Origin of the sequence: Streptomyces sp. rh34, assembly GCF_002551245.1 — a bacterium.
In the GTDB taxonomy this organism is placed as follows: domain Bacteria; phylum Actinomycetota; class Actinomycetes; order Streptomycetales; family Streptomycetaceae; genus Streptomyces.
The window spans coordinates 1-4097 of record NZ_NTGZ01000405.1 but is presented as its reverse complement, the minus strand read 5'-3'; the positions used below and the strand labels follow the sequence as shown (position 1 = coordinate 4097).

The window sequence follows — 4097 nt, the reverse complement described above, 5'->3', positions numbered from 1 at the left end:
CATCTGGGCCCGTACGGGGCGCTGCGCCACGCGCTCGCGGTGCTCGTCGCGCTCGCCGCGGGCGAACTGCTGCTGCGGCACTGCGTGCGGCGGTTCGGCGGGGTCACCGGGGACGTCTTCGGGGGCGTCGAGGAGACCGCGGCGACGGCGGCCCTGGTGGCGCTGGCGCTCGGGACCTGACGGCGCGGCGCATCGGGGCGACCGCCGCGACGGCCGCCGTACAGCCCGTCGCACCGGCCGGAACCGACCGCCGTAACAGTCGGGAACGGCCCGCCGCCGTCACGGAGCAGGAACCGCGCGCGTAGGCTCATTCCCGGCACATCGTCGGGGCGTCTACGATGCGCCGGGCACGGTCGGCCCACCCCTCGACCGAACTCGAACTCAACGGAAGCGAGATTTCACCACCGTGACTGCTCTCACTCTCAGCACTGCCGGTGCGCCGACGCTGCGCGCCGACGCACTCGTCGTCGGCGTCGCCAAGGGCGTCAAGGGCCCGGTCCTCGCGCCCGGCGCCGAGGCCGTGGACAAGGCGTTCGGCGGAAAGCTCGCCGCCGTCCTCGCGACCCTGGGCGCCACCGGTGCCGAGGGCGAACTGACCAAGCTGCCCGCCGCGTCCGGTCTCAAGGCCCCGGTCGTCGTCGCGGTCGGTCTCGGTCCGGTCCCGGACAAGGAGGACGCCTACGACGCCGAGGCGCTGCGCCGCGCCGCGGGCACCGCGGCCCGTGCGCTGCACGGCTCCAAGAAGGCCGGCTTCGCGCTGCCCGCCGCCTCCGTCGAGGACGCCGCCGCCGTCGCCGAGGGCGCGCTCCTGGGCGCGTACGCCTTCACCGCCTACCAGGGCGGCGAGAACAAGCTCGCCCCCAAGGACGCGAAGTCCAAGGACAGCGGCCCGAAGCTGCCGCTCGCCGAGGTGGCCCTGCTCGGCGCCAAGCCGCGCGACAAGGCCTACAAGGCCGCCGTCGAGCGCGCCCTGGCGCTGGTCGAGGAGATCAACCGCGCCCGCGACCTGATCAACACCCCGCCGAACGACCTGTACCCGGAGTCCTTCGCCGCCGTGGCCACCGCCGCGGGCAAGGAGCACGGCGTCAAGGTCCAGGTCCTCGACGAGAAGGCCCTCGTCAAGGGCGGCTTCGGCGGCATCCTCGGCGTCGGCCAGGGCGCCGAGCGCGGCCCGCGCCTGGTGAAGCTCGCCTACACGCACCCGAAGGCGGAGAAGACCCTGGCCCTGGTGGGCAAGGGCATCACCTACGACTCGGGCGGCATCTCGCTCAAGCCGGCCGGGCACAACGAGACGATGAAGTGCGACATGGCCGGCGCCGCCGCCGTGTTCGCCGCCGTCGTCACGGCCGCCCGCCTGGGCCTGAAGGTCAACGTCACCGGCTGGCTGGCGCTGGCCGAGAACATGCCCTCCGGCAACGCCACCCGCCCCGGTGACGTGCTCCGCATGTACAGCGGCAAGACCGTCGAGGTGCTCAACACCGACGCCGAGGGCCGGCTCGTCCTGGCCGACGCGCTGACCCGCGCCTCGGAGGAGAAGCCGGACGCGATCGTCGACGTGGCGACCCTGACCGGCGCGATGGTGCTGGCACTCGGCAACCGCACCTTCGGTGTGATGGCCAACGACGACGCCTTCCGCACGTCGATCCACGAGATCGCCGAGGAGGTCGGCGAGCCCTCCTGGCCGATGCCGCTCCCCGCCGACCTGCGCAAGGGCATGGACTCCCCCACCGCCGACATCGCCAACATGGGCGAGCGCATGGGCGGCGGCCTGGTGGCCGGTCTGTTCCTCAAGGAGTTCGTGGGCGAGGGCATCGCCTGGGCGCACCTGGACATCGCGGGCCCGGCCTTCCACGAGGGCGCGCCGTACGGCTACACGCCCAAGGGCGGCACCGGCTCCGCGGTCCGCACCCTGGTGCGGCTCGCCGAGCGCACCGCCGCCGGCGACCTCGGCTGAGTTCCCGCCTTCCGTCGCGTACGGCCCCGGGCACAGGTCCGGGGCCGTAGGTGTTCTCGGAGCGGAAGCGGCAAGGATGAGCGGCAGAGGACGGATGGGCGACGGCGGGCGAGCGGGTTTCGCTCTCGACGAACACCGGCCGAATCCGTAGCGATCCACGCAGCAGTAACCCTCCGGAACGGACGATCATCCGTCCCGGACCCGGGCCCCGCGTCCCGCCCACCGTCGACAAGTGCGAAGATGGGTTCTCGGCAGGACAGGGCCCCCACCACAGGGCCGAAGACAAAAGCGGCCGCACACCAGCCGACCGGCCGGTCACACCCCAGCCATGGGGCCCGGCGTACGGCGCACATGCATGGAGGACGTGACGTGGCGAACGACGCCAGCACCGTTTTCGACCTAGTGATCCTCGGCGGTGGCAGTGGCGGTTACGCCGCGGCCCTGCGCGGAGCGCAGCTGGGCCTGGACGTCGCCCTGATCGAGAAGGGCAAGGTCGGCGGCACCTGCCTGCACAACGGCTGCATTCCCACGAAGGCGCTGCTGCACGCGGGCGAGATCGCGGACCAGGCCCGCGAGTCGGCCCAGTTCGGCGTGAAGGCGACCTTCGAGGGCATCGACATGGAGGCCGTCAACAAGTACAAGGACGAGGTGATCTCGGGCCTGTACAAGGGTCTCCAGGGACTCATCGCCTCGCGCAAGGTCCACTACATCGAGGGCGAGGGCAAGCTCTCCTCCCCCACCTCGGTGGACGTGAACGGCCAGCGTGTCCAGGGCCGCCACGTGCTGCTGGCGACCGGCTCCGTGCCGAAGTCGCTGCCCGGCCTGGAGATCGACGGCAACCGGATCATCTCCTCGGACCACGCGCTGAAGATGGACCGTGTCCCGAAGTCCGCGATCGTGCTGGGCGGCGGCGTCATCGGCGTCGAGTTCGCCTCGGCGTGGAAGTCCTTCGGCACCGAGATCACCATCGTCGAGGGCCTCAAGCACCTCGTCCCGGTCGAGGACGAGAACAGCTCCAAGCTTCTTGAGCGCGCGTTCCGCAAGCGCGGCATCAGGTTCAACCTCGGCACCTTCTTCGACAAGGCCGAGTACACCGAGGACGGCGTCCGCGTGACGCTCGCCGACGGCAAGACCTTCGAGGCGGAGCTGCTGCTCGTCGCCATCGGCCGCGGCCCGGTCTCGCAGGGCCTGGGCTACGAGGAGCAGGGCGTCGCGATGGACCGCGGCTATGTCCTGGTCGACGAGTACATGCAGACCAACGTCCCGACGATCTCGGCCGTGGGCGACCTCGTCCCGACCCTCCAGCTCGCCCACGTCGGCTTCGCCGAGGGCATCCTGGTGGCGGAGCGTCTCGCCGGTCTCAAGACCGTCCCGATCGACTACGACGGCGTGCCCAAGGTGACGTACTGCCACCCCGAGGTCGCGTCCGTCGGCATCACCGAGGCCAAGGCCAAGGAGATCTACGGCGCGGACAAGGTCGTCGCCCTCAAGTACAACCTCGCGGGCAACGGCAAGAGCAAGATCCTCAAGACCGCGGGCGAGATCAAGCTCGTCCAGGTCAAGGACGGTGCCGTGGTCGGCGTCCACATGGTGGGCGACCGCATGGGCGAGCAGGTCGGCGAAGCCCAGCTGATCTACAACTGGGAAGCGCTGCCCTCCGAGGTCGCCCAGCTCATCCACGCACACCCGACGCAGAACGAGGCGATGGGCGAGGCTCACCTGGCGCTGGCCGGCAAGCCTCTCCACGCCCACGACTGATCCCCCGGTCCCGGGCGCGACGACCGACCACTTCCGCAATTTCGTAAGGAGCAACTGAAACCATGTCGGTTTCCGTAACCCTTCCGGCGCTCGGCGAGAGCGTCACCGAGGGCACTGTCACCCGTTGGCTGAAGGCCGAGGGCGAGCGCGTCGAGGCCGACGAGCCGTTGCTCGAGGTCTCGACCGACAAGGTCGACACCGAGATCCCGGCCCCCGCGTCCGGTGTTCTGGCCTCCATCAAGGTCGCCGAGGACGAGACCGTCGAGGTCGGCGCCGAGCTGGCCGTCATCGACGACGGCTCGGGCGCTCCGGCCGAGGCCGAGGCCCCGGCTGCCGAGGCCCCCGCCGCCGAGCCCGCCTCCACCCCGGCCCCGCAGGCCGAGGA

4 protein-coding genes are annotated in these 4097 nt (G+C 71.2%); all 4 read left to right on the top strand.

Features of this window, described 5'->3' with window-relative positions; translation table 11 throughout:
• Positions 1-180, top strand: a 180-nt coding sequence (locus tag CR470_RS36185; protein ID WP_179892496.1) for an adenosylcobinamide-GDP ribazoletransferase, incomplete at its 5' end; no start/stop codon positions are given.
• 226 nt (positions 181-406) lie between these two features.
• Positions 407-1954 carry a leucyl aminopeptidase gene (locus CR470_RS36180; protein WP_097871844.1) on the top strand — a complete coding sequence of 516 codons (1548 nt, stop codon included), beginning with the start codon at positions 407-409 and terminating at the stop codon, positions 1952-1954.
• Positions 1955-2323: 369 nt separating this feature from the next.
• Positions 2324-3712 carry a dihydrolipoyl dehydrogenase gene (gene lpdA / locus CR470_RS36175; protein WP_097871842.1) on the top strand — a complete coding sequence of 463 codons (1389 nt, stop codon included), beginning with the start codon at positions 2324-2326 and terminating at the stop codon, positions 3710-3712.
• 62 nt (positions 3713-3774) lie between these two features.
• Positions 3775-4097: biotin/lipoyl-containing protein (locus tag CR470_RS36170; protein ID WP_306667837.1), on the top strand; the 323-nt coding region annotated here is incomplete at its 3' end.